Annotated in this window: 26 protein-coding genes; 12 read left to right on the top strand and 14 right to left on the bottom strand. The window is 65.3% G+C overall.

Translation table 11 applies throughout. From position 1 onward, the window contains the following. The first annotated feature begins 457 nt into the window (after positions 1 to 457). A complete protein-coding gene (locus LGY53_RS34025; protein WP_225730799.1) occupies positions 458 to 1231 on the top strand; it encodes a glycosyltransferase in 774 nt (257 codons plus the stop codon). Here the strand turns inward: LGY53_RS34025 and LGY53_RS34020 are convergent. Beyond that, on the bottom strand, positions 1228 to 1671 hold the full coding sequence (locus LGY53_RS34020) for a hypothetical protein (protein ID WP_225730798.1): 444 nt from the start codon (positions 1669 to 1671) through the stop codon (positions 1228 to 1230). The two genes, LGY53_RS34025 and LGY53_RS34020, sit on opposite strands and share 4 nt — an antisense overlap. A gap of 546 nt (positions 1672 to 2217) precedes the next feature. Between LGY53_RS34020 and LGY53_RS34015 the strand changes: the two genes are divergently transcribed. After that, a complete protein-coding gene (locus LGY53_RS34015) occupies positions 2218 to 2763 on the top strand; it encodes a DUF4189 domain-containing protein (RefSeq protein WP_225730797.1) in 546 nt (181 codons plus the stop codon). A gap of 22 nt (positions 2764 to 2785) precedes the next feature. Here the strand turns inward: LGY53_RS34015 and LGY53_RS34010 are convergent, their stop codons facing one another. After that, positions 2786 to 3385: a TetR/AcrR family transcriptional regulator gene (locus LGY53_RS34010; RefSeq protein ID WP_225730796.1), complete on the bottom strand. Its 600-nt coding sequence runs from the start codon at positions 3383 to 3385 to the stop codon at positions 2786 to 2788. 70 nt (positions 3386 to 3455) lie between these two features. Here LGY53_RS34010 and LGY53_RS34005 point away from each other — a divergent pair, with 70 nt between their 5' ends. Further along, complete coding sequence (locus LGY53_RS34005) at positions 3456 to 4049, top strand: maleylpyruvate isomerase family mycothiol-dependent enzyme (RefSeq protein WP_225730795.1); 594 nt, start codon at positions 3456 to 3458, stop codon at positions 4047 to 4049. A gap of 36 nt (positions 4050 to 4085) precedes the next feature. After that, a complete protein-coding gene (locus tag LGY53_RS34000; protein ID WP_225730794.1) occupies positions 4086 to 5663 on the top strand; it encodes an MFS transporter in 1578 nt (525 codons plus the stop codon). Here LGY53_RS34000 and LGY53_RS33995 read toward each other — a convergent pair whose 3' ends face one another. Genes LGY53_RS33995 through LGY53_RS33955 form a run of 9 tightly spaced genes read right to left on the bottom strand, consistent with a single transcriptional unit; the run spans position 5664 to position 15816 of the window. Further along, positions 5664 to 6149, bottom strand: coding sequence for a GNAT family N-acetyltransferase (locus LGY53_RS33995; RefSeq protein WP_225730793.1), 486 nt, complete (start codon positions 6147 to 6149; stop codon positions 5664 to 5666). Between the two features lie 27 nt (positions 6150 to 6176). Beyond that, positions 6177 to 7574: an MFS transporter gene (locus tag LGY53_RS33990; protein WP_225730792.1), complete on the bottom strand. Its 1398-nt coding sequence runs from the start codon at positions 7572 to 7574 to the stop codon at positions 6177 to 6179. Between the two features lie 11 nt (positions 7575 to 7585). Next, a complete protein-coding gene (locus LGY53_RS33985; protein WP_225730791.1) occupies positions 7586 to 8542 on the bottom strand; it encodes a cupin-like domain-containing protein in 957 nt (318 codons plus the stop codon). Positions 8543 to 8558: 16 nt separating this feature from the next. Further along, complete coding sequence (locus LGY53_RS33980) at positions 8559 to 9272, bottom strand: alpha/beta hydrolase (protein ID WP_225730790.1); 714 nt, start codon at positions 9270 to 9272, stop codon at positions 8559 to 8561. A gap of 10 nt (positions 9273 to 9282) precedes the next feature. Beyond that, positions 9283 to 9876: a GNAT family N-acetyltransferase gene (locus LGY53_RS33975; protein WP_225730789.1), complete on the bottom strand. Its 594-nt coding sequence runs from the start codon at positions 9874 to 9876 to the stop codon at positions 9283 to 9285. A gap of 20 nt (positions 9877 to 9896) precedes the next feature. Beyond that, positions 9897 to 11456 (bottom strand): AMP-binding protein, encoded by a 1560-nt coding sequence (locus tag LGY53_RS33970; protein WP_225730788.1) that lies wholly within the window; start codon positions 11454 to 11456, stop codon positions 9897 to 9899. Next, positions 11449 to 13443 carry a class I tRNA ligase family protein gene (locus tag LGY53_RS33965; protein WP_225730787.1) on the bottom strand — a complete coding sequence of 665 codons (1995 nt, stop codon included), beginning with the start codon at positions 13441 to 13443 and terminating at the stop codon, positions 11449 to 11451. The genes LGY53_RS33970 and LGY53_RS33965 overlap by 8 nt, the downstream gene beginning before the upstream one ends. Beyond that, a complete protein-coding gene (locus LGY53_RS33960; protein ID WP_225730786.1) occupies positions 13415 to 14497 on the bottom strand; it encodes an FAD-binding oxidoreductase in 1083 nt (360 codons plus the stop codon). Before LGY53_RS33960 ends, LGY53_RS33965 begins: the two co-directional genes overlap by 29 nt. After that, complete coding sequence (locus LGY53_RS33955; protein WP_225730785.1) at positions 14494 to 15816, bottom strand: lysine N(6)-hydroxylase/L-ornithine N(5)-oxygenase family protein; 1323 nt, start codon at positions 15814 to 15816, stop codon at positions 14494 to 14496. Before LGY53_RS33955 ends, LGY53_RS33960 begins: the two co-directional genes overlap by 4 nt. Between LGY53_RS33955 and LGY53_RS33950 the strand changes: the two genes are divergently transcribed. Then, positions 15796 to 16008 carry a hypothetical protein gene (locus LGY53_RS33950; RefSeq protein ID WP_225730784.1) on the top strand — a complete coding sequence of 71 codons (213 nt, stop codon included), beginning with the start codon at positions 15796 to 15798 and terminating at the stop codon, positions 16006 to 16008. The two genes, LGY53_RS33955 and LGY53_RS33950, sit on opposite strands and share 21 nt — an antisense overlap. Before the next feature lie 634 nt (positions 16009 to 16642). Then, a complete protein-coding gene (locus LGY53_RS33945; RefSeq protein WP_225730783.1) occupies positions 16643 to 16807 on the top strand; it encodes a hypothetical protein in 165 nt (54 codons plus the stop codon). Here the strand turns inward: LGY53_RS33945 and LGY53_RS33940 are convergent. Then, positions 16804 to 17601, bottom strand: coding sequence for an alpha/beta fold hydrolase (locus LGY53_RS33940; protein WP_225730782.1), 798 nt, complete (start codon positions 17599 to 17601; stop codon positions 16804 to 16806). The genes LGY53_RS33945 and LGY53_RS33940 overlap by 4 nt on opposite strands. Positions 17602 to 17843: 242 nt before the next feature. Then, on the bottom strand, positions 17844 to 18623 hold the full coding sequence (locus tag LGY53_RS33935) for an alpha/beta fold hydrolase (RefSeq protein ID WP_225730781.1): 780 nt from the start codon (positions 18621 to 18623) through the stop codon (positions 17844 to 17846). 137 nt (positions 18624 to 18760) lie between these two features. On the opposite strand from LGY53_RS33935, the gene LGY53_RS33930 reads away from it, so the two are divergent. The 6 genes from LGY53_RS33930 to LGY53_RS33905 all read left to right on the top strand — a co-directional run bounded on the left by LGY53_RS33930 (position 18761) and on the right by LGY53_RS33905 (position 23842). Beyond that, positions 18761 to 19303, top strand: a complete 543-nt coding sequence (locus tag LGY53_RS33930) for a GNAT family N-acetyltransferase (protein ID WP_225730780.1) — start codon at positions 18761 to 18763, stop codon at positions 19301 to 19303. A gap of 110 nt (positions 19304 to 19413) precedes the next feature. Further along, positions 19414 to 19929: a YbaK/EbsC family protein gene (locus LGY53_RS33925; protein ID WP_225730779.1), complete on the top strand. Its 516-nt coding sequence runs from the start codon at positions 19414 to 19416 to the stop codon at positions 19927 to 19929. 46 nt (positions 19930 to 19975) lie between these two features. Further along, positions 19976 to 20443, top strand: coding sequence for a GntR family transcriptional regulator (locus LGY53_RS33920; protein WP_225730778.1), 468 nt, complete (start codon positions 19976 to 19978; stop codon positions 20441 to 20443). Positions 20444 to 20499: 56 nt separating this feature from the next. After that, a complete protein-coding gene (locus LGY53_RS33915; RefSeq protein WP_225730777.1) occupies positions 20500 to 21696 on the top strand; it encodes an FAD-dependent monooxygenase in 1197 nt (398 codons plus the stop codon). 94 nt (positions 21697 to 21790) lie between these two features. Further along, the gene (locus LGY53_RS33910) at positions 21791 to 22183 is read left to right on the top strand and encodes a nuclear transport factor 2 family protein (RefSeq protein ID WP_225730776.1); all 393 of its coding nucleotides are present in this window, start codon (positions 21791 to 21793) and stop codon (positions 22181 to 22183) included. A 192-nt stretch (positions 22184 to 22375) separates the two neighbouring features. Beyond that, positions 22376 to 23842, top strand: a complete 1467-nt coding sequence (locus LGY53_RS33905) for a metallophosphoesterase (RefSeq protein WP_225730775.1) — start codon at positions 22376 to 22378, stop codon at positions 23840 to 23842. On the opposite strand, the gene LGY53_RS33900 is transcribed toward LGY53_RS33905, so the two are convergent. Continuing rightward, positions 23835 to 24392, bottom strand: coding sequence for a hypothetical protein (locus LGY53_RS33900; RefSeq protein WP_225730774.1), 558 nt, complete (start codon positions 24390 to 24392; stop codon positions 23835 to 23837). The two genes, LGY53_RS33905 and LGY53_RS33900, sit on opposite strands and share 8 nt — an antisense overlap. Positions 24393 to 24522: the final 130 nt, after the last annotated feature.

Below are 24522 nucleotides of genomic sequence, written 5' to 3'. Positions count from 1 at the left end.
GGGGCCGCCCGCTCGCCGGGGGGGGTCCCCCTTGTGGTGTCTCTGTGGGGGTGGTTCTGTCTGTGTGGTTGTTGGGGGGCGCCCCCCCCCCCACGCCCCGCCCGGCGGGGCTTCGCCCCCCGGACCCCCCTTTGTTGCTTGGTTGCGGTTTGTGGGTTTGTTGCGGTTTGGTGAGGGGTTGCGGGTGATGCTCTTTCGGGAGTTGGTGTGATTAGGGTCATGTAGGGCGGGCATCTTCTCCACGAGCTTGCAGCCCGCCGACGACCGGTGTGCGCGGTGATCGTCTTGCGGGTGAAATCTGTTCCGCTGCAACGTAATCCATCCAAGCGCAGCCGAATCACCGTGCCGCGCAGGTAACAGTGCAAGATCAAAGGGGGCTATCGAGGACTTAGGATGGCGGTGAGGCGGCAGGCGACCGCACTCGACTTGTATGCACAACTTGGTTGACGGAGCTGATGTGGGACGTCTGATTTCGATTATCACACCGGTCTACAATCCTGATCCGGACCATTTGAAGCAGGCATGCGAATCTGTTCTGTCCCAGGAACTTCCGCGCGGCTGGTCATTGGAGTGGGTAATTCAAGAAGATGGTGACAGTGGGATAGCGAGGGACATTCTGGGTGGAATCGATGATCGGATTTTCTTTCATACCGGTCGTCGAGGGGGCGTTGCGCTGACACGGAATCTGGCTCTGGCTAATTCACGGGGAGAGCTTGTCAAGAATCTTGATGCTGACGATATTCTGATGCCCGGAGTTCTCATTCGGGATATTGCGAATCTTACGACACGGCACGACGATGTCGCGTGGACGACGTCGCGGCTGCTCGACCTGTTGCCGGACGGTACAACTGTCGGATTCGACAACGATCCGCCGCATGGCAAGCTGATTCCCGGTGTCGTGCTTGATCATTGGCGTGCGCACAACTATCGTCTGCCGGTTCATCCAACGACGATATGCATTCGGCGCGCCCTGGTGGTGGCTCTTGGTGGATGGATGGGCGTGCCCGGCTCCGACGACACCGGAATGCTTATCGCCGCAAGCTTGTTGGCGAACGGATTCTTCGATAGCGAAGTGGGGTTACTTTATCGGAAGTGGCCCGGACAAGAAACCGCCAAGGCCGAACACAGTCAAGCCGATGAATGGCGCGCTCGCATGAGCCTCATAGATGAACGCGCAACCGCGCTGCTCGAGATCAAAACAGCTCAGGGCATTGGATCGACCATCGGCTAGGGCCGGTCGAAGATGAGGTCGAAATCCTTTCGCCAGGTTGAACCTTCGTCGGTGGAGGCCTCCCAGCGGCCTTCGATTCGGGTGGGGCCGATGTCCGCGATGAAACGCTGGAACATGTCGGGGTCCTCGCGGGTCATGGTCCAGTGTGAGGCGTCGAATGTCATGGTGAAGACGCGGCAGACTCCTCGTTCGTCGTGGTAGAGGGCCGTGTAGGCGTCGCGGGGGTCGCTGCGGCCGAGGACCAGAACCATTTCATTCGTGGCCTTTCCGATGTCACCGGCTATCGTCCAGCGAAAGACCACGAATGAGTCGCCGAGCCATTCGACCGTTGCCGAACCCGGTATTTCTTGGTCGGGCGGATCCAGGAACCATGCGTTCCGCATGGTCGCCCGCCACGATCCGATCAGGACGTCCAACTGCTCCATTGCCTTGCTGCGCATAGCAGATTCCTCCTGGGTGGTGATAATTATGTGGACTTCCGTCGGGCCATGAACTCATCGGTCGAGGGCAGATCGGTGCCAGTGGGATGTTGGTCCGGCGCAAGAGCTGCTACGAGTGTCGATGACATGATGCGCAACAGCGGCCGTCGGGGCGAGGGAAAGACATTTCTGGTGACCCGGCTCTGGGCCGCCAGTTCGGCGCTGACCGGCGTCGATCTTCGGCTACACCAGGTTCGGCGGTAACAGAAAACGTCGACTCGTCGCCATTCCGCGCGTTGGAAGCCCCTGTCGGCCAACTGATCTGCGTGATCGACCAGCGCCCGCGCGGCATTTTCAGGACCATCGCAAGACACGAGTGGGTTGTCCACCCAACGGAGTTCTTATCGGGCGCAACTGGCCTGCGGGCGTAACCGTCTCTGCGGCACAAGGATTCGGTCCTTCAGGTGGTTGCCGCGGACGGGGCCGGGAAGAGTCCGGGCTGGACAGCGGGCACGATCACCGCGATGATCTGCCGGTTGTTGTTGTTCGACCTCGGGGGTTGATTACATGGCGATATCGGGAAGGTGCGGGCTGACCGTGGTGGTTGCGGCGGTCGCGGCACTGCTCGGGGCCGGGACCGCGCACGCGTCCGGCGATCTGTACGGCGCGATCGCCGTCGACCCTGTCGGCGGCAGTGTGGGGGAGGCATTCGACTACCCGGACCAGGGCGGCGCGGATCAGGCGGCCCTCGAGGCGTGCCGCAAACTGCTGAACCCGGCCAAGCCGTACCTCAGCTGCACAGTCATTACGCGGATCCACAACGAGTGCGGTTCGGTGGCCGAAACGGACTACCACTACCTGCTCACGGGGAATACCGCACCCATGTACTCCTTCGGGCACGGCGCCACGGCCGCCGCAGCCGAACAACAGGCCAGATACCAAGCGAGTTTCTACCGCGACCAGTGGCCGTTCGCCATGGTCGTGAAGCCGTCGTTCATCCTGGACACCATCTGCACCTCCAACGCGGCTCGAGGCCGCGCGCCTCGATCGCTCGGTCGCCGTCGCGGACTACCTGCGGCTCGCCGAACCCCGAATGGCGCCGTCGCCGCCTGAGGAAACCGTATTTCGAGCCGTATCAAGGCAATCCGACCGCAGCGCGCATGGCCGCGCGGCCGCGGTCGGCGGCCGACGGATCCTCCAGGAGTTGCACCTCCTGATTGACGGCCATCGAGATGCCGATGAGGGTGGTGGCGATCTGTTCCGCGGGAGGCCGTGGATCGCTCGAATCGGCTTGTGCCGCCTCGACTTCGGCGGTCAGAAAACCGCGCCAGTCCGCGACGGCCGCGCGGAGACGGTCGCGCAGCGGGCCGGGGCGGCCGTCGAGTTCGGTCGAGGCCGCGGTGACGAAACATCCTCCGGGAAAAGGGCATTCGGCGAGGTAGGCGATCCACGCGTCGATCAGTCGGGCCAGGCGGTCCGCACCCGGCCGCATATCGGCGAGCGGGGCGATGACGGCGTCGCGGAAAACCAGACGGGCCTGCCGCAACGCGGCGATCTGCAGGTTTTCCCTGGATCCGAAGGGGCCTACGACACCGGCCTTGCTCAGCGCGAGACGCTCGGCGAGCGTGCCGATTGTCAAGCCGTCCAAGCCGATTCGTGACGCCTCCGCTACGGCGACCCGCACGATTCGTTCTCTGGTGCGCGCGGCTTCGGCATTCGAGTTGCGAGGAGACACGACTCAAGTTTAGCTTACGATCGTTCGCCATTTAGCGAACGATCGTGAGCCAAAACTGAAGGATGAACCGATGCGTGAGCTTCTGCTGCTCGATGCGATGGCAATGGCGCTGCTCAACCACGATGTGGTGACAGTCGACGACGCCGACCTCACCGCGCCGACCCCGTGCGACGGCTGGGTCGTCGCGGATCTGATCGACCATATGAACCAACGGCATTCGGCCTTCCTCGCGCCGAAATTCATGTCGCAGAACGACGAGCGCCGCGCAGAATTCGCCCGCATCGCCGCGCACTGGGTGGTGGCGGCCGAACATTTCGGCGATACGGTCGACCTACCGGGCCGGGGATCGATCCCGGCCGAGAGACTGCTCTCGATCCACATCGTCGACATGCTCGTCCACCGCTGGGATCTCCGGCGAGCGCTCGGCCTCCCATGTCCGACGCCGTCGCGGCTCACGGCCGCCGCACTGCCGATGGCCATCTCGGCAACCGCCGACGGCACCGGCTTCGACGGCGCGTATCAGGCTCGGGTGCAATACGATTCGGATAACCCGATGGATGCCATCGTGGCACTCCTCGGCCGGAACCCAGGGTGGGGCAGCGCGGGCGCCATCATGGCCGACGAGAGCGAATCCGCCGAGTCCCCCGCCACGCCGGGAAGTTGATGGACCGCTCGCGGCGGCGGCGCTCACGATTAGCCTATGCCGGTGAGGTCGATCGGCAATGCATCGAGCACGGCGGCACGGCCGGGCGTCGCACTGGCGGCGGTTACCGCCGTACTGTTCGTCACTTTCCTCGACACGACGGTCGTCAGCGTCGCGCTCGGTGATATCCGGCATGACCTGGGCACGAACGTGACACTGCTGCAGTGGGTGGTCAACTCCTACACGGTGGTTTTCGCCGGTCTCATGTTGGCGGGCGGATCGCTCGGTGACCATTGGGGGCGCAAGCGGGTGATGGCCGCCGGACTGGTGATCTTCTGTGCCGGATCGGTGGTCGCGGCGCTCGCGGCCAGTGTTCCGGTGCTGGTCGCCGGTCGCGCGATCATGGGCGTCGGTGCGGCCGCGTCGGAGCCGGGCACGCTTTCGGTGCTGCGGCATATCTTTCCCGAGGAGCGGGCGCGCGCCAGGGCGCTCGGCGTCTGGGCGGCGGTTTCCGGACTCGCGCTGGCCGCCGGACCGGTGTTGGGCGGAGCGCTGGTGCACGCGTACGGATGGCGTGCGATCTTCTGGTTCAACCTGGTGATCGGGGTGGTGGCGCTGGCCGCGGCGCTGTGGTCGATCCCGGAAAGCGCGGACCCGCGCTCGGGGCCGGTCGACTGGGCCGGATTTCTGCTCGGCGCAACGTTTCTCGGTTCGCTGATCTACGCGACGACCGCGGGCGGGGATCGCGGCTTCACCGAGCCTTCGGTGATCGCGCTGTATGTCCTCGGTGCTGTCGCGGGCGCCGGATTCGTCGCCGTCGAAACGCGGGCCCCCGCGCCCATGCTGGACTTCCGGTATCTGCGCCTGCCGACGGTGCGCAGTGCGCTGGTCGTCGCCTTCGCCGTCTATTTCGGCGTCTTCTCGATCTTCTTCTTCACCACGGCGTATCTGCAAGTGATGCAAGCGTATTCGGCCGCGCATACGGCGACGGTCTTCGCGCCGATGGCCGGCGCGATCATCGCGGGATCGCTGGCGGCGGGAGTCTGGGTGGCTCGGCGCGGCGCACCGATTCCCATGATCGCCGGATGCGTGGTCGGCGCCGGTGGCATCCTGCTGACCCGCCACACCCTGGCCGGACCACCGCACGACCTACCGCTGGCCGCCGCGATGGCCGTAGCCGGATTCGGATTCGGCATCGCCGTCGTGCCGTTGACCTCGGCGGTGCTGTCCGGAGTGCCGGCAGCTCATTCGGGTATGGCCGCCGCGGTGACCAATACGATGCGTCAGGTCGGATCGGCCGTCGGCGTCGCCGTGCTCGGTGCGCTGGTGAACTCGTTCCTCACCTCCGATCTGAAGGCGCGAATGACCGAATTGGGACTGCCACCCACCTTGCAGCTCAACGCGATCGACGCCGCCGAACGTGGCCGCATACCCAAGGGCGCCGACCTCGCCCCGTATCTGAAATACCTCTCGAAGGTCTCCGAGATAATCGCGACCGGCAAGTCCGCATTCCATCACGGACTCGATGTGGCCCTGCTGGTTTCGGCGATACTGATCCTCGCCGCGGCGGCATTCACCGCGCTCGAAACGGCACGCCATGCGAAAAACGGCTTGGCGGAACGGCATTCGGATTGATCAGACGCCACGCGCCATCAGGATGTCGTCGACATACGCACCGTCGATGTGGAATTCGCCGCGCAGCACGCCTTCGACGACGAAGCCCATTCGCTCATACAGTCGGCGCGCGTTGGGGTTGGTAGCGAGTACGCGCAGGGTCAGCCGGTGCGCGCCTTGGCGCCGGGTTTCGGCTACCGCCGCTTCGAGCAGCGCGCCGCCGATCCCGCGACCGCGGACATGCGTTTCGACCGCCAGACCCTGGATCTGCCGGACATGCGCGACGCTGGCGACCGGTATGGGCTGAACCAGGCGCACATATCCGACGGACTGCCCGTCGAATTCGGCGATGAGGCACTGCTCGGGCCGGGTGGATTCGCCGAAGAACGGGGTCTCGCGGACCGGGCGCGGTGTTATCTCGCTGATCGGCGACCAAGTGCGCCAATTGATTCGGGCGAGCGCGGGCTCGTCGGACAGCGTCGCGGGGCGGATGGTCGGTGTGGCCACACCGCTCAGTCTGCCCGACACGAACCGTTACCGAGCCAATGCCGCCGAACGAACCGGCATGCGGCGAGGGTTCAGCACGCGGAGGTAGGCGGCCGCGATGGCGGTCAGGTAGACGACGGTCATTACGGCGAACGCGATGCGCACATCGGTGGCCGTACCGAAGCCGAGGCCCAACAGCGTTCCGGTGCTTGCGATGCCGACCAGCGTGCCGATCTGCCGGTTGGTGTTCAGCGCCGCGCCCGCCGCCGCCGAGCGATCGACGCCCGCCGCGTTGAACAGTGTCGCGGTCATCGCCGGGGATACGACGCCCGACCCCAGATTCGCCAGGCAGCCGAACACGGCCACCAGCAGATATGCGGCCGCCGGGGTCGAGACCAGCGCGAGCCCGGCCGTGCCCAGGGTCGCGGTGGTGAGGCAGATCGTCAGCAGTTTGCCGTCCGGCACCCGCCGAGAGATCCACGCGTAGAAGATATTCGCGAACGGGATGGCGAAAGTCATTGGCAGCAGCGCCAATCCGGCGGCCACCGGGCTCATACCGCAGACCTGCTGGAAATAGATCGACAGCACGAAATACGAGCCGAACTGGGCGAAGTTGAACAGGAAACCGATCGTATTCGCACCGCCGAACTCCGGTATCCGGAACATCTCCCACGGCATCACGCCTGTCGCGCAACGACGTTCGTTCATCACCAACGCGATACCACCCGAGATCGCCACCGCGAGCCCGGCCAGGATGGGCGGTGCGGTCCAGCCCAGGTGCACGCCCTCGATCAACACGAAGCACAGCGCCGACAGGATCACGATGCTGAGCACATTGCCGCGAAACGGGATGACGACATCCTTCGGCGGCATCGGCGGAATGTGGCGGACGGTGAGCACCAGCCCCATCAACCCGATCGGCAGATTCACCAGAAAGATGCTCGGCCAGCCGAACCAGTTCACCAGGAATCCGCCGAGTGACGGTCCCAGCGCCAGCGTGGTGGCGATCATCGCCGACCAGACCCCGAGCAGTTTCGCGCGCCGGACCGGATCGGGAAACATATTGACCAGCAAGGCCATCGAGCTCGGCATGAACATCGCCGCCGCGACGCCCTGCGTCATCCGGGCGGCGATGAGCATGCCGGGATCCCGCGCCCCGGCACACCAGGCCGAGGCGAGGATGAACAGCACCAACCCGATCAGATAGATCCGGCGGATACCGAACCGATTCGCCAACCCGCCCGCGAGCAGCAGCAGCGAGGAGAAGGTCAGCACATAGCCGTCGATGATCCAGGTGAGCTGGGTGAGCGAGGCGCCGAGATCGGCCTCGATGCGCGGGCCCGCCAGGTTCACCACGCTGACGTCGAGCGAGGCCATGCCGAATCCGGCCGCCAGCGCGGTGAGTACGAGAGCCGTCGACGGCGCTCGAGAAGTGTTGGGGCGCATGCGGCGTACCTCTAGGGACGCAACCGGGACAGGTCGAGATCCATCTGCTTGGCCAGCGCCCGGCTGCGCAGCATCAGGATCGGCACGAGCTCCGGATGCGTTTGCGCCACCTCGTCGTAATTCAACAGCAGCGCGAGCAGTTCGTTCATCCGCTGACGAACGTGCATCTGAAGGTTCTTCTCGTCCAAGCATTTACGGCCGAGCCCGATCGAATCGGTGAGCAGCTCGATCCGGTGGTACCAGTTCGCCGGAAGGTACAGCACGTCACCGGGTTCGAGATCGAAGATATGCAGCTCGGTATGCGGATCGGCCACCAGCGCGGCCCAATCCGGCTCGCCGTTCGCGTCGCGGGTCAGCCGGGCGTGCGGCCCCATGACGTGCCAGCGCTTCGTGCCGACGATCTGCGCGTGCATCACATCGACCGAATACGAGTCCTGATGCATCCGGGTGATGCCGCCCTGCTGGCCGACCCACAGCTGGTGATTCACGGATGCCTTGTCGCCGTATAGATTTCGTCGGAAGTCGTATTGCGCGATCTCCAGTTCGGGCAGTTCGGGCACCAGTTGGGGGGCGTTGGTCTGGTAGTACCACTCCTGCAGATGCAGCGGCTCGGCGGGCGGAACCTCGTTGACCTTCATCAGGTTGACGAATTCCGCGAAAGTCACTCGGCGCGTGGGTGTTCCGCGCACGCTGTCCATCGTCACCTCGGCGTCGCCGGCCAAGGCGAGCAGATGCTCGAAGGACCAGGTCTGCACCGAAGTCCAATGGGAGACGAAGCCTTTCAATACCACCGGGCGCAGCTGCGCACGATATTCCCGATCGAATTCGGCCTTGGTCAGCCCGGTGCGGGTCGCCAGCGTCGGCGCGGTTCGGATGGCATCGGCCAATGGGCCTTCGCGGAAGCCGTTCTCGACAAGATCGATGCTCGCCTGGTCGTGTCGCCGGAGAATGTTGTCCTCGGAAACCATGATGCTTTCTCCTCTTTCACCGTCGGGCATAGTCGGTGGAAACGAAGCGCAGCAGCGCCTCCTGTACGGCGGCGCGCTCGGTGGCCCAGTCGGGTCCCGGCAGCCAGCGATGCACGAAATGATCGCCCTCCAGCCAGATCACCTCGGTGGAACGAGCGTTGCGCGCGCTGTCCAGATATCCGCCGACCACATCGGACGGCACTATTTGATCGTATTTACCGGCGATGATCAGCAGATCACCGTCGAATTCCCGCATACCGGCGAAGGCCGCGGAATCGGCGTAATTGCCCGCCCTGGCCCGATTTTCGTCGAACACCAGATGTTCGGCGCCACCCGGATAGGCGGCGGGAACGAAGAACACCAGGCCCCGCGGCTTGATGGTCGGGACGAGGCTGGCCGCGAGGTGGCAGCCCATACTGCCGCCGATCAGCAGCGGCGGTTCGTCTGGGTCCAGAAGTGACACGGCGGCAAGGGTTTCCGCCATTCGCCGGGCGATGCAGGATTCCTCCATCACGCCGGTGCTGTCACCGTTGCCGGAATATTCGAAGGTCAACGAGCCGTAGCCGTGTTCGGCCAAGGGGTCCAGCAGGTACCGAACCTGGTGCCTGCTCGCGGTGGGCCCGAGGCCGTGCAGGTGTGCGATGCTCGGCCTGCGCCCGTTGTCGGCGTAGATCATTGTCCCCGCCAGCTTCTGGTCCCCCGCGTCGAAGACCACTTCTTCGCTGTACACGCCGCTCCTTTCACGCACCGGCGACGCCGCGCAGATTGGCGCGCACATCGGGCCATTCACGGCGCAGGATGCTGTAGTAGATGACGTCGCGCCGCCGTCCGCCGGGCATGTAGTTGAAGCTGCGCAGCACGCCTTCCTCGGTGGCGCCGAGCCTGCTGAGCGCGGTCCGCGCCGGGGTGTTCAGCACATCGGTCTTGAATTCCACTCGCTCACAGTCGAGTTCGTCGAAGGCATGCTCCAGCAGGGCGAATTTGGCCGCACGGTTGATGCCGGTGCGCCGGGCCCGCGCACCCAGCCACGACCAACCGATCTCCACGCGGCGCTCCGATTCGGCCAGGTTGCCGTATGCCGAGCTGCCGACGATTTCGCCGCTGGCGCGGTCGATGATGGCGAAGACGATCCTGGTGCCGCGCAGGGTGTCCACCACGGCGGATTCGAGGAAATCGTCCAGTTCGTCCTGCGTGCCGACACGCGCGACGAAGTACTTCCAGATCTCGGGGTCGAATACGATGCGTTCGAAACCCGGGCGATCGGTGAACCGCACCCGACGCAGCTCGACCCGGTCGTTCACCAGTACGAGATCCTTCAACTTGTCCCAGCTCATAATCCGTTCCCTACTCGCGGTCATTCGGCGACGATCAGCATCGGATCGGCCGGACCGGGATCCGGTTCCCGGTACACCGCCGCCAGTTCGTTTGCGAAGCGCGCGTGGATATCCCGCCGCCGCAGCTTCAATTGCATTGTCAGCAGCCCATTTTGGATGGAGAACCGCTCGGGTGCCAGCACGACGGCATGTACGCGCTCCTCGTGCGGCACCCCCTCGTTGCATTCGACGATGAACCGCCGCAGCGCCGCATGGTCCGGATCCGGCACGGCGGGTGAGATGATGACGGTCAAATAGCTGCGGTCCGCGCCGTACAGCACGCATTCGTGAATGTCCGGATGGGCGCGCAGCCGCTCCTCGATCGTGCGGACATACACCGTGCGACCGGTGGTCAACGAGAACGCCTCGTCCAACCGGCCGCGGACGAACAGGAAACCGTCCTCGTCCAGGTAGCCGATATCGCTGGTCTTGACCTCGCCGGTCGGCAGGAAGGTCTGCTCGTTGACGTGCGGCGCGGCCCAGGTGTAGCGGATATTCACCGGATGACTGCTGCCGAAGATCATCGTGCCGTCAGTGGCGATGCGAACGGTCTTGCCCGGCAACAACTTTCCGACACTGCCCAGGCGCACCGCGCCGGGATGGTTCTTCGCGACGATGCACACCTCGGTGAGCCCGTAACCCTCGTACAGCGGAATGCCGCAGTCGTTGAAGAAATCCAGCAGCGCCCGCCGCGGCGGCGCCGAACCCGTCCAGAGGTAACGGACGCGCCCGCCGAGTTCCTGCTGGATCCGTTCCCGCCGCTTGTCGAGATCCGCTGTCGGACCGGTGGTTTCGAGCCGTTCCAGCAGTTCCTCATAGAAGCCCGGCACGCCCATGACCACCGTCGGCGCGGTCAATGCCGCCACCTCGAGGGCGGCCTCGTAGGTCGAGATGGTGATGTCGTGTCCGTACATCAGCGCCGAGTAGACCCAATAGCGTTGCTGCAGAAACCACATGCCCATGAAGGACAGCAGGTTGTCCCCATCGGTGTGGTGGAACATCTCCTGTACGGCGGTGATATCGCTGTTGATGCTCACCACCGTCGCTTCCAGCCCCTTCGGCGTACCGGTACTGCCCGAGGTGAATTTGATCGCGCAGATATCGGCCGGGTCGTAGCCCGAATGCGGTTGCAGCGGTTCACCTTCCGGGCCGTCGGCCCATTCGGCGATCGTCGTCATCGGCAGCACGTCGCCGCTTTCGGCGGCTCGCTCGGCGAACACCACCGCGAGACCGAAGTCGCCGCCGACCTTTTCGGGATCGAAGCGATCGGATTCGAAGGGTGCGATGACCGCACCGAGCTTCAACACCGCCAAGTCCAGCAGCACCCATTCGATCCGGTTCGGGGAGATGATGCCGACCCGGTCGCGCGGTCCGACCCCGAGCGCGCGCAGCCGATGGGCCACCTTGATCGCCTTCGCGTCGAGTTCGGCCAGCGTCAGCGAATGCGGTTGCCCGTCGATGACATAGTGGATGCGATGTTTCGTATCCCGGCTCTGGTTGCGGGAAATCGCATTGATGACATCGGTGACCTCATCAGACATTGCTTTCCTCCAAAACGCCGTCGGCGGGGAAGAAATCGACCGCGAGATCGATCGATGTTCCCGGCGCGACCAATTCGACCGTGTGCGGCCAGCTCTTCGTCGGCGCGACGCCGAGCGCGGCCGCCAGCCGGGCCGCGAACCGCGGCATGACCGGCAGCGCGCAGCGGGCGAGCAGCTGCGCCGCGGCCAGTTCCAGTGCGATGGCGGTACGCGCCTCGTCGCGCCACAGGTCGATTCCGGTGACGGCGCGCTCCAACTCGCCGAACCGAACCGCGTCGGCCACGATCCCGTCGAGTTCGGCGGCGGCCTGATTCAGCGAAAAGCCGTCCTGGCCAAGGCTTGTCGTGACGGCCGAGCGGCGGGCCGCCAGCCTGGCCAAGAAGGCCGTGTGCTCCGGCGTCCACACTCCGGCATCCGGCGCCGTGCCGCCGTAGCCCTCCCGCACCCGCGCGCCGAGATCGTGCAGCCAGCGCTGCCACGAGCCGATGAGGGTATCGCGCAGCGTCGAATTGTATTCCGCGGGAGAGAAATTCGTGCGCCTGCCCTCGGGCCGGGTGCGGGCGAGATGGAATCGCATCGCGTCGACGTTGCCGGGGCGTACCGCCTGCTTACCCCAGATCGCATGCTTGCGGCTGGTCGAGAACTTCTCGTTGTGCAGCAGGTAGAACTCGTTGACGTGGTAATCGATATCCGGCTCCCAACCCGGATAGGCCAGCTTGTACAGCACCGGATAGAGCAGCGAATGGTAGAAGCTGTTGTCGTAACCGAAGAAGTGCACGATCTTCCAGTCCTGCTCCGGCGACGCGGCGCGCCACGGACGGCCGAGCCGTCGCCCGAGCACCTCTATGCCGTGCAGGAAGCCGTACGCCATCTCGGGCCAGACCCAGATGACCTGACCGTCCACCGCCGTTTCGGCGGGCGGGACACCCCAGGCGGCCGGATGGGTGATCGGCAGATCCAGCCGATCGCGGCCGAATACTCGATTCGCGAGTTCGCGCAACCGTGCGGGCACCCGGCCCAGACTGTGGTGCGAGGCGATGTCCTTGCGAAACTCGTGTAGCGGCAATGAGAATCGGCCGATTTCGCCGACCCGGGGGCTGGCGTCGGTCCCCTTCAGCCGCGGATCGGCAAGGTCGACACAGAGATTCGGCTCACCGCACTGCTCACAGATATTGCCAGCCGTGCCCGCGCCACAGCCGGGACAGCGCCCGGCGACCCGGCCCTCGTACAGGTACTCGCCGGTCTCGGGGTCGAATAAGGCCGGTGCGGCAACAACATTGACCGCTCCCGAAGCGACGACCCTGGAGAAGAAGCGCTGCAGATCGGCCCGGTAGGTGTCGTCCGCATCCGTCTCGAGGAACTGATCGGGCACGATATCGAGCAGTTCCAGCGTCGCCGCTATCTCGGCGCCGAAGTGCGCAGCGACCTCGGCGGGCGGGCGCCCGTCGGCCGCCGCCCGGTCGACGACGTAACTCTGATAGTCGTCACTGCCGGTGAGGTGCCAGGCTTCGACGCCGTTGAGCCGCTGGAATCGAACGAATACGTCGGCGCCGAAGTACGGACCCGACAGGTGCCCGAGGTGCAGATCGCCGTTCGGCGTTGCGGGCGTGGAGAATACGAAGACGGGCCGCTCGTCGAATCGCCGACGGTGCACCGAACTGGCCGCGACCGCCTCGGCGGGATCGCGCCAGTACATATCGAAGAAGATGAGGTCGTCCGCACCGGTGTTGCGGACGACGTGGGTTTCGAACGGCTCGAATCTGGCCACCGTGCCGGGCGCGGCCGGAATCGATTTGCCGTCGACCACGAGTTCGCCACTGCCACTGACGATTACGAACATCTCGGTCTCGTCGTGCTGATGCGGCTGACTGGCCCCGCCGGGCAGCACCCGGCCCCAGCCCGCCCCCAGCCCGAAGCCGTGCTCCGAACTCATATCGATGCCGAACGCGGCGGACAACTCAGCGGGATCGTATCGGGTGATCAACATGAAGGGGTCTCCTCGCAGGTCCGATAGAGAGCAGATCGACGGCCTCCGCCGCGATGGCGGGGGCCAGTCGGTAGCCGGAGCCGTTGGCGGCGCCCGCGAAAATCACGCGCCGGTCCGGGGCGAGCGCCCGTATCAGCGGTTCTCGGTTCGGGCTGTACGCGTCGCAGAACACGCGGCCGGCGGTGGCCCGTCCGGCCAGTCGCGGTGCGACCGCGGCGAGGACGTCGCGGCCTTCCGCCAGGCAGGCCGCGCTCGCGCCGCCGGTGAGCGCATCCGGTTCGACATCCCACTGCTGACTGGTGAAGCTGAACAGCCAGTGACCGCGATGCGCCATCGGCAGCAGGAATGCGTCGGGGTCCTGGAATACGATCACGCGGTCGGATGCCGTCGGCGCCTGATCGATGTGCATGGCGGCCACCAGCTTCACCCGCACCCCGAGCGGTGCGGTGGCCGCCCGCCAGGCCGGGGCGTGCACCCATGGTCCCGGCGCCAGGACAACTATTGCGGCACATAAGGTTTCGCCGGTGCCCAGCCGCACGACGACCTCGTCCCGGTCCGGCTCGACCGCGGTGACGGCGGTCGACTCCCGGATATGGACCCGTTGGCGCAGTTCCGCGGTCAATGCCACCACCAGTGCGGCCACGTCGGCGTAATGGCCGCCATCGACATTCCACACACCCATCCCCGGCGGGACCGGCACGGAATCGCCCGGCAGCCCGGCGATCCGAGTCGCGTTGGCGCGATCGAGGTAGTACCGATCCACGCCTTCGGTCTCGCGAGCGAGCACCGACATCTCCAGCGAGTGGATCGGCAGATCCGGACGGTCGTATCGAAGCTGCTCGTAATAGTCCTGGCTGGCGGCCGTCATGTCGCGCACCCGTGCGCTGGCGCCGCGCGGGAAGTGCAGACCGGCCGAACGCCTGCTGGCGCCCGAGCCCACCAGGTCCCGGTCCAGCAGCGCGACCGAGACATCCGTGCCACGGGCGATGACCTCGCGCGCGATGAGGCAGCCGATGATGCCACCGCCGATGACGATCACATCGAAATCGGTCATCGCGGCAGTGCCTCGGTGACGGCGTCCCCGGGTGACAGTTTCGCGGACCATTCGATGAAAGATCCGAGCTGTTCGTCGCTGCGGACGCCGCAGAGCCGATCCATCACGCGGCGGCTGCGCCAGGCGATGAGGCTCAAATTGCGATCCGCCAGGCCGCGCTGCCGCACGGCCGAATTGTGCAGGAATATATTCCGGTCGGCCGGGCCGTCCCATTGCACCGCGAATTGGTTGTCGATTTTCAGTTCATCGCCCTCGCGTTCGAGACGATGTGCGATGGGGTTCAGGAAACTCGTGGCGGCGGACCGGAAACCGGTCGCCCAGATGACCACATCGGCATCGATCTGCCCGAGCACTCCCGGATGATTGCTATTGGCTACCCGCAGCATCCAATCATCGCGGCTGCCGGGCCGGACCTCGATCACTTCACGGTTCGGATAGAGTGCGACCAGATCGGTTTCGCCGTCGATGAAGCGCAATGTATAGATGCGTTGATAAATCGCGCGCAGTGTCGACATGGATATACCGTCGCTGGTCAGTACCTGCTCATTGTTGAACTGTTCACGCTTGGCGTAGTCGAGTCGGTAGAAATAGTCGGAAAAGCTCGGCATATAGAAGTCGTTGGTGAACGGCGAATCGTCGATCGGGAAAAAGTTGCGCCGCCTGCTCACCCAGGACACGCGCCGCGGCCGCTCGTGCTGCTGACGCGAGATCAGCTCGAGCAACGCCTCGGCGCCGGACTGTCCGCCGCCGACGACGCAGACCCGCTTACCCGCGAGGTCGTACGCCCGCGACATGATCTCACTGACGTGGAAATGCTGCGCACCCAGCAGGTTCTCCACCATCTTCGGAACCCACGGGCTGGTGCCGACACCTACCGAGAGATTGTCGGCGGTCACCGTGCGGCGATTCGTCCGCACGCTGAACACACCGTCGAAGTCGACCTCGAGCACCCGCTCACCGAACGCGATGTTCTCGTTCAGGTCGGCGGCCCATTTCAGATAGTTGCGGAATTCTGCCCGCGGCATGGCGTCGAACTGCGCGTTCAGGAAATGATAGATCCGGCCACGGGAGTGCAGATAGGACAGAATGGAGAATCTGTTCGTCGGATCCGCGAGACTCACCAGATCCTTGAGGAGTGAAACCTGGAGGGTGGTGTTCGGCACCTGCTGACCGTCGTGCCAGCTGAATTCCGTCTTCTCATCCAGGAAGAGATTCGAGATATCCGGATTTCCATACAGTAATGACGCCAGGCTCAGATTCGCGGGCCCAACCCCGATGCCGACACAATTATAATGCGCATGCTGTTCGATATCGTGCACGCTGGATTCCCCTCGATCAAACCACCTTCGGCATGTTTCGCCGACCAGGGTCAGGTGATTTGCATCACCATCGACCGGATGAGCGAAACGTTACCACTCGAAAGCATGCCGCAGCAACGACAGGGATCGGCTGGCTATGCCCATGCTTCCGTGGGCAGGCATTCCCCAATAGTTGGCAAACAAATTATCTGAAATGTTGCGGATATTCGGTATGCGTACTTCGCAAAACCAAATAGAACAGTCGTTTCTCTCGCTACTCGGGCCCGAAATGGATTATCTACCGGCAGGCACGGCCGACCCGGCAAGGAACTCGGTCGCCGGCGCCGATGCCGACTTCCGCGCGCCGACGGCGTTGCCGCACGTTGGCGGCCGACCCGCGTCCGCGCCGCCGATCCGCGCCGCCCGCTGTCAACCCCGCGCTCCCCAGTTGAACAGCCCGCTGAACCAACCGGTGCGCAAACGCTGCGACAGTTCGCGAAGGTGACCTTCGATCGAGTCAGTGTGCCAGGTTCGGTCGAGTTGACTGTTCCCAACTTTGGGAAGATGCGGGCTTACGCCGGTCCGTCGACACGTCCGGATGCGGTGCGCGGCCTCATATCAGCCATTCCGCGATACCGAGGACCTGGCCGATAACGCGGACTCTCGCCCCCGCCAACGAAATACAACGGTTTCGCATCCGGTGCGCCGTTCATCTTCCGGCACGCTGCTCGATACGACTATGCGGCAGCTGTGAATCCGGCATTCCGGCACTGAATTCCGTTGATTCACAGGTTCACACGACCATGACTCCGGTGCGCGGTACGCACCTCCAGCGGATCGGACAACCGTGCGGATGCACGAGCCGGTGCCGACATCGGGCCCGCCGGTGCTGTACCGCTGCCACGCCCGCGGCGAGATCAGCGAGGTCGACCTGCGGTGCGCCCGTTGGGGAGAGCCGATGCACGCCGGTGATATCGATGCGCTGCCGGGCGCGGTCCAACGGCGCGGCTAGGACCGTGCGAACATCAGCAGGTCCTGATCGAGTTGTTCGCGATGCGACAAATGCAGCATGTGCGAGGCGTTGCGGTAAATCACCAGCTTGCTGTCGGGGATGAGCTCCGCCGAGCGGCGGCCGCAGGTGTGCAACGGCGCGAAGGCATCATGGTCGCCGTGAATCACCAACGTAGGCACCGTGATTCGGCGCGCCTCGAACCGAAAGTCCGCTGCCAGGTTGGCTTTGGTGCATTCGACCGCGGCATGCAGCGCCACCCGCATCCAATCCCGGATGGTGGCATCCTTCTCGAGTTGCGGAATGTCGCAGCCGGGCAGGTCGTCACCGAAGGACAGCGCGGCGTTCTCGGCCACCCATCGGCCGTAGCCGAAGCTCAACTGGTCCAGCAGCGCATCCGCTGTCCGCGGGTCGGCATCGAGGCACGGCGCGGTCGCGCCGACCAGTGCGATGCGCGCGACGCGCGTCGTGCCGTAACGCGTCAGGTATCGGATGACCTCACCGCCGCCCATCGAATGCCCGACCAGCACGGCATCGGTGAGATCGAGCCGATCCAGCAACGCGGCCAAATCGTCGGCGAGAGTGTCGAAGTCGTATCCGGTCCCCGGGTCGTCGGACCGGCCGTGCCCTCGGCGGTCGTAGGCGACGGCACGGTGACCGTGTTCGGCCAGGTGCACCAGCTGACGCTGCCACATATCGCTGCTCATGAGCATGCTGTGCGCGAACACAATTGGGCGACCGGAACCGTAATCGCGGTAGAACAGATCGATACCGTCCGGAGTTGTGAAGTAGGGCATTTCGACGTTCCTTCCGTAGCCGCCGCCCCGGTGGGCCGCGATGCCACAACCTTCGGCGCTGCCACCGCCGGACAGTCCAGTCCGGAACTCTCGGCGAAGTCTCCGGTAACGGGAGGCTGAAATGTCGAGTCCGGCCGGACCTTCGAGACCGGAATTCCGTCGCGGTCCGAACAATCCGACGGCGGCCTGCTCGGAGCCTCGGTTGGCCACCAGCAGTATTCAGAGCAGTGCGGGTGCCGAGTTCAGCCGAAGAACTCGCACAGTGCAGCGGCCACCGGTACCGGGTCGTCGGGGTGGTGGCCGAGGCCCGCCAAGCTCGTGGTGTGGGCGTTCGGAAGCGTCGCTCGCAGGAGGTCGACGCTTTTCCTGCCATATGAGTCGCTGAGGTCGCCGTTGAGCAGCAGGGTTGGCGTGTCGATGCCGGACCAGCGGCTCACGTCGGGCGACATCGCCGTCATACATTCAAGATCCGCGACCAGACCGGTGGCGCGGCCGGCCAGCGTCTCGGCAAACGGCCGGAAGGCGTCGGGTCGGGGAGCCGAATCGCTTATCGCGGCGAAGAATTCGAGTATCGCGTCCACCGGGCGGTGAGTGCTCGTCAGCTCCCGGATCGTGGCCAGTGCCGGTGCCAACACCGGACCGGTCAGTGTGGCCGGGGGCTCGTACAGCGCCAATCGCCGCACACCAGAGGAAATGTCGTTCATCGCGTGCAGTGCGACGAGGCCGCCGAAGGAGTGCCCGAAAACGAAGGCGGGCTCCTTCACGGCGGCGAGCACCGCGGCCAGATCCGCGGCGTGCCCGGCGAATCGGGCCGGTCGCGGTCCGCTTCCGCTTGGCCCGTAGTCACGGCGTTCGACTGTCACGACCCGGTACCGCGCGGCGAGCAGATCGGCCAAATCCCGGTACATCTCCGTGGTGACCAGGGTCCCGTGCAGGATTACCAGTGGCGGCCCTTCCCCCTGCACGTGAAAAACGATGCGGGTGCCATCCGCGGACTCGACGCTATCGGTCACTATCGACATGCCACCATCATGTCCGCGCCCGCTTACACAGCTCTTGCTCGACTCTTGCACCTCATCGGACCGCACCATCCGCCGAAAGACCACCCGCCGCAGACCATCTCGTGCGGTCTGCCGAACCGAATCCATAATGGATGCTCGTGACGATCATCTTGTCGGTGCCGCCGACCGAGCGAGCGGCCGGATTACGGCTTCGCCCGTGGGATTTCGACGATCTGCCGTCTTTGGTTGCGGCGCATCGGGATCCGGATCTGCGGCGCTGGTTGGCCACCTCACTGGCCGACGCGGCCCAGGCTCGAAACTGGCTGGAGGCACAGGCGATCGGCTGGGCCGACGCCACGCGTTTCAGTTTCGCCGTCGTCGAGGACGATGATCGGTCGATCGTCGGCCACGTGGCGGTGAAGGTCGCCGGAGCGGATGCGGCCGAGGTCGGCTATTGGACCGCTGCCCACGCCCGGGGGCGAGGCGTCGCCGCCCGCGCTTTGGCGGCAGTATCCCGGTGGGCACTGGCTGAACAGGATATGGTCCGGCTGACGCGACTGGAGCTGCTGCACGCGGTGGACAATCGAGCCTCCTGCCGGGTGGCGCACAAATGCGGCTTCATCCTGCATGAGCTGCTACCTCCGGCACCGCCCGAATTTCCCGGCGATGGGCATCGGCACGTTCGCACTACCGGCGGGTGAGCGCACCACTTCCGCATCGCGGACCTGCGACCCGACCGGCGCTGACGATCAAACGCATCTCAGGGCCTACTACGCTGGGCCATGTGCAATGGACCATTGGCGGGAGTTTGATGGTTGAGGTCGCGGTGGAGCGGCCCGATTTGTTGGCGGTGCCGGTGGCCGAGGCGCTGCGGGAGGTTCCGGGGCACGATGACGTCGGGGTCGCGGCCATCGATGCGGAACTCGCCGATACGGCGGCGTTTTGCGAGGCGTACGGGGTGCCGCTGGGAGCTTCGGCGAATTGTGTTGTGGTAGCGGCGAAACGGGGCGGGGTGGAACGGTTGGCGGCCTGCGTCGTGCTGGCGACAACGCGGGCGGATGTGAACGGGGTGGTGCGGCGCCTGCTCGACGCGCGGAAGGTGTCGTTCGCGCCGATGGAGCAGGCGGTGGAGTCGAGTGGTATGGCCTATGGGGGAATCACACCGGTCGGGTTGCCGAAGGAGTGGCCGGTGCTGATCGATGCCGCGGTGGCCGCGGCGCCGGAGTTGGTGGTGGGCAGCGGGATTCGCGGAAGCAAACTGTTCATTTCCGGTGCGGCGCTCGCCGGGCTGCCCGGCGTCGAGGTGATCGAGGGCCTGGGGCGCTAGCCGCGAGCTCGGCACCGCGCCAGCGAGTAACCAGTAACCTCGGGCTATGGCTGATCCGGCGTATGTCTCCATCGCAGACGAATACGCCCGACAGATTCGCGACGGAGCGCTTCCCTCGGGCACGAAGCTACCCAGCCACGCACAACTCGCCGAGCGGCACGGCTGTTCGCGACTCACCATCCGCAAGGCGCTCGACCTCCTACGCGACGAGGGCCTGGTCCGCACGGTGCGCGGGCACGGGACATATGTCGCGGCGGCCGAGGACGCGCCGGAGCGGCCGCCGTCCATCGACAATGATGTCGACCGAATTCGCGCCATTGCCAACGCTATTCGCCGTGCCCGGCTGTCCTCCGAACTCATCATCTACTACCAGATCCGGATCGCCGAACTGTCCGGCATCCGCCAGTCGGCGATCGAGGAGGCCCGCGACCGCGGCCTGAGCTACACCGAGATCGGCAGGCAGCTCGGGTTGAGCAAGTCTCGCCTCGACCAACTTCCGCACGAGGACCCGTGACTCGCGGTGAGCCGACGGTGAGCGTTCGGTGAGCCGCCCTGCCGAAGCTTTCCGGCATGAGCGAGAAGACGGTACTTATCTCCGGTGCGAGCGTGGCGGGACCCGCACTCGCGTATTGGCTGCACCGGTACGGGTTCACGGTGACGGTGGTCGAGCAGGCGCCCGGGCCGCGCGACGGCGGATACAAGGTCGATGTGCGCGGCGTCGCGATGGAGCTGTTGCGCCGCATGGGTTGTGCCGACGCGGTCGCGGCGGCGAGCACCGGAATCCGCGGCGGCCAGTGGATTGCGGGCACCGGTGAGCCGCTGGCCACACTCGGACCGGACCTGATCGGCCTGCGTGCCCCCGGCGATGACGAGATGCTGCGCGGCGACCTGGCCCGAATCCTCTACGACGCAACGCGAGCCGACGTCGAATACCTGTTCGGCGATTCGATCACCCGGTTGACCGAGCGGGCCGACGGTGTGGAGGTGACCTTCCGGCACCGCACCCCAAGGGTTTTCGATCTGGTGATCGGTGCCGACGGCCTGCATTCCGGGGTGCGCGGGCAGATCTTCGGCCCGGAAACCGAATTCGTCCGGCACACCGGAATGATGGCGTGCGTCTACACGATCCCCAATTTCTTCGATCTCGATCACTGGGAGCTGCTCTACCCGACGCCCGGGCACGTCGTGCAGGTGTACAGCACGCATCCGTCCGAGGCAAAGGTGCAGTTCATCTTTCCCGCACCGCCGGATCTGCCGGACCGCCGCGATATCGCGGCTCAGCAGCGCCTGGTCCGCACGGCATTCGCCGATGGCGGGTGGGAGACCCGGAAGCTGTTGTCCGCCATGGCTGATTCGCCCGACTTCTACTTCGATTCGGTGAGTCAGGTGCGGCTGGAGCAATGGTGGCGGGGCCGGGTCGCACTCGTCGGCGACGCCGCCTACTGTCCGTCGCCGCTGGCCGGCCAGGGCACCAGCATGGCGCTGGTGGGCGCGTATGTTCTTGCCGGAGAGCTGAAATCGGCGGCGGGCGAGCACCGGATCGCGTTCCCGAACTACCAACGCACCGTCGGCGCCTATATCGATCAGAACCTCACCCTCGGCTGGACCAATGCCACCCGCATGGTGGCGTGTACGCCGCGCGATATTCGCATGCAGACCGCCATGTTCCGCATGCTGCGCCGGATGCCGTGGAAGGGACTGGCCCTGCGCCCCATCATGAAGCCGATCAATCGCGCGGCCAACGCGATCGCCCTCGCCGATTACTGAACGGCCGATGCTGTGCGCCATATCTCAACCGCAAGGCCAACTCTCGGTATTAGTGTGATTATTCTAGAACAATCACACTAGATGGAGTGGCATCATGTCCGACCTGGATATCGTCAAGGCCTTCTACACCACGATCCAGTCACACGACGGAACCTCGGTCAGCGATCTGCTGCACCCGGAACTGGAGGTGCGCGCGGCGCCGGGACTCCCGCTCGGCCTCGGCGGCGCCTATGCCGGACCGCACGACGCCCTGACCCGGCTGTGGGGTGTCGTTCACCAGAACTTCGATATGGCCCCATACGACGAGACCTGCCAGCGCACGACCGACGGAACGGTGGTGGTGACCGGGCACTATCGCGGCACCGCACGCGAAACGGGACGCGAATTCGAGGCGGAATTCGCCCACCTCTGGCAGGTCCGCGACGGCAAACTCTTCCGCCTGCACCAGTACGTCGACACCGCCGTCCTGAACGCGGCGCTGGACTGAAACACCGGACTGTTCGCCGGGCGTTCGGATTCCGTGTACCGGCCATCGATCGGATCGCGACGAGAGCTTCGGCCCACCGTTGCGGAGGGTTCGTGAAAACGGCTGGTCACGTTCATTTTCGTGATCGCTGTTCCCGCTAACGTCGGGCATATCCGAGGGATCGGAGGGCGCGATGCAAGATCGGGATTCGCGATGAGCCGCTACGGGCCGTCGCGCAGGACGGTGTTCGGGGTGCTCGCGGCGACCGCCGCGGTGCCGGGGTTACTGGCGGCGCGCCCCGGTTCGTTTCGGGCGCAACGCGATTCGACCGTGGCCACCGGTCTGGAGGTGGTCACTATCACCGACCGGTCGGTGATAGTGACCTGGAATACCATCGCCCCGGATACCGGGATGCCGCTGCCCGCCGATACCGAATTGTGGATCGGCCCGGCGGATTCGGGCAGGCGGCCGGTGCTCGCCCATTCCGATCCGGCGCCGACCGCCTACCACTACGCCGAGGTCGACGGCCTGGAACCCGGACGTAGCTACCGATTCGAGGCCTGGTCCGGCGGGGTCCGCGCGACGGCCGCCAGGAATGTGACCACCCAACGATCGGGCCGTCCCGAATCCAGCGGTGTTTTCACGACCCTGGTGCCGCCACCGGGCCGGCTGCTGCGAACCTTCGTGCTGGCCAACGATATTCACTATGGGGAACCGGTGAGCGGGCTGGTCCTGCGGAACCGGCCGCGCGGTGTGCGTCAGGATCCCGGCCACCCGCCGTACTCCGAGGTGATGTTGGACGCCACGCTCGCCGACGCACGCGCACACGGCGCAAATCACTTGATAGTCGCCGGGGATCTCACCAACGAAGCCCTGCCGGACGAATGCCGCGGCGTACGCGCGCATTTGGATACCTGGGGCGCGCTGGGCGCGGACTATTTCGTCTGTCGCGGCAATCACGACCGTCCGCACATCGGTCCCGAGTACCGCACCGGACCCGCGGTGCCCGGCTCGGCACACCACGACTGCTGGGGCGCGAATTTCCTGCCGCACCAGGAGCTTCAGGTGCACGAGGTGGGCGGCTTGCGCCTGCTCGGACTGGACACCACCGACCTCGACGCGTCCGGCGGCCGCATCGAGCCGAGGCAGTTCGATCACCTGCGCACCGTGCTGCGCGCCGAACCCGACCGTCCGACACTGGTTTTCGGCCACCATCCGGTCACGAGGGATTCCGCGTTCACCAACCTCGGCGGCCCCGGCTTCGTCCTCGATCGGCGTGCGGCGGCTCGGCTGCAGGAGCTATATCGCACGGCCCCGGGTGTTTTCCTGCAGCACAGCGGCCACACCCACCGGACGCGGCGCAGCACACCCGATATCCCGCTCGATGTCGAATTCCTGGAAGTCGCCGCGGTGAAGGAATATCCGGGCGGCTACTGCCTGCTTCGCGTCCACGAGGGCGGCTACCAGATCAACTTCTACAAGACCCGCACCGATGCCGCCCGCCGCTGGAGCACCCGTACCCGCTGCCAGTATTTCGGTTTGCTGCCCGGATACGCACTCGGCAGCACCGCCGATCGCAATCACGTTGTGCTCCACGATTTTTCGGGCCTCACCGCGGAACGACCGGAGGCCGCCGCGGCGCGTGCGTGCACCGCGGCGGCCCCGGATCGACTCAGATGAGGACCACGCCGATCAAACCACCGACGGCGCCGCCGATCACGCCGCCGATGAAGATGCCGGGAATACAGCCGACGATCAGGAACACCAAACCTACTGCGCAGCCGAGCACTACGCCGATCGGCGCCCCGACGATGACGCCCGCGACACCACCGATGAGGCCGACATCCTTCAACGGCGGCTGCGCCGGATCGGTCGGCGTCACGATCCGCTCCGTCGGGTGCACGGTCATGGTGCTGCCGTCCGGGCTGACGTCCGCGGATACCCGGATGAGGTAACCCGGGGCCTGGAACGCCGTCGGCCAGCGCTCGACCAGCGTGCCGTCATCGGCGGTGATGCTGATGACGTTCCCGTCCGGGGTCAGGTCGAACCTGCCGTTGGTCAGGTGCGTCGTCACGCCCTGGTTGTCCTCGGTCATGGTGGTCGTGTAGCCGACACCGTGTTCGGTTCCGCTCTGCACGGGCACCGCCGGGTCGGCATGCGCGACCGTTGCCGAAATGCTCGTCGCGGCAATGGCGAGCAAAGATGTCGTGACGAATTTCCTGATCCTCATGCGGTCACACCTTTCGGTCGATGCTGGAGGCCAGCACGTCTGGTTGCCACGCGATAGCAGTTCTTGCGACATGACGCCATGTCGCACGCTAATTCCGGATCAGTTATGGGACTGTATCAGCGATTTCCTC

This window comes from Nocardia sp. JCM 34519.1, assembly GCF_020361265.1.
GTDB lineage: Bacteria > Actinomycetota > Actinomycetes > Mycobacteriales > Mycobacteriaceae > Nocardia > Nocardia arthritidis_A.
This window is presented reverse-complemented; position numbering and strand designations above follow the sequence as displayed.